The organism is Cupriavidus sp. SIMBA_020 (assembly GCF_046535395.1).
GTDB classification, from domain to species: domain Bacteria; phylum Pseudomonadota; class Gammaproteobacteria; order Burkholderiales; family Burkholderiaceae; genus Cupriavidus; species Cupriavidus campinensis.
In genome coordinates this window covers 1-355 of sequence record NZ_JAWRWU010000174.1, presented here as the reverse complement: position 1 = coordinate 355, position 355 = coordinate 1, and the positions used below count along the sequence as shown (strand labels likewise).

The 355-nt window shown below is 64.8% G+C and carries 1 pseudogene; it reads left to right on the top strand.

The annotated features are described in order from the left end of the window. A pseudogene (locus SB751_RS28695) lies at positions 1-355 on the top strand (endopolygalacturonase); the annotation flags it as partial.

Genomic DNA, 355 nt, shown 5'->3' with positions numbered 1-355 from the left:
GCGGCGTACAAGAGCGGCACCGTCGCGCCGGACGGCACCGCGTGCGACGACGGCGGCACCGTCGTCGATTCGAAGTCGACCGTGCGCAACATGACGTGGTGGGATCTCGCGTATCTCGGCAACATGGTGCAGAACGGCACGACCGGCTTCGGCTCGCAGTCGAACTTCCGTTTGATGGTGTTCAACTACGCGAAGAACCTGACGCTGTACCGCATCACGCTGAACAACAGCCCGAATTTCCACGTGGTGCCGAGCGGCGTCGACGGGCTGACGATCTGGAGCGTGAAGGTGCAGACGCCGACGCTCGCCGCGTTCGCGAACCCGGCCGGCAACGGCAACCCGCTGTACAACGGAC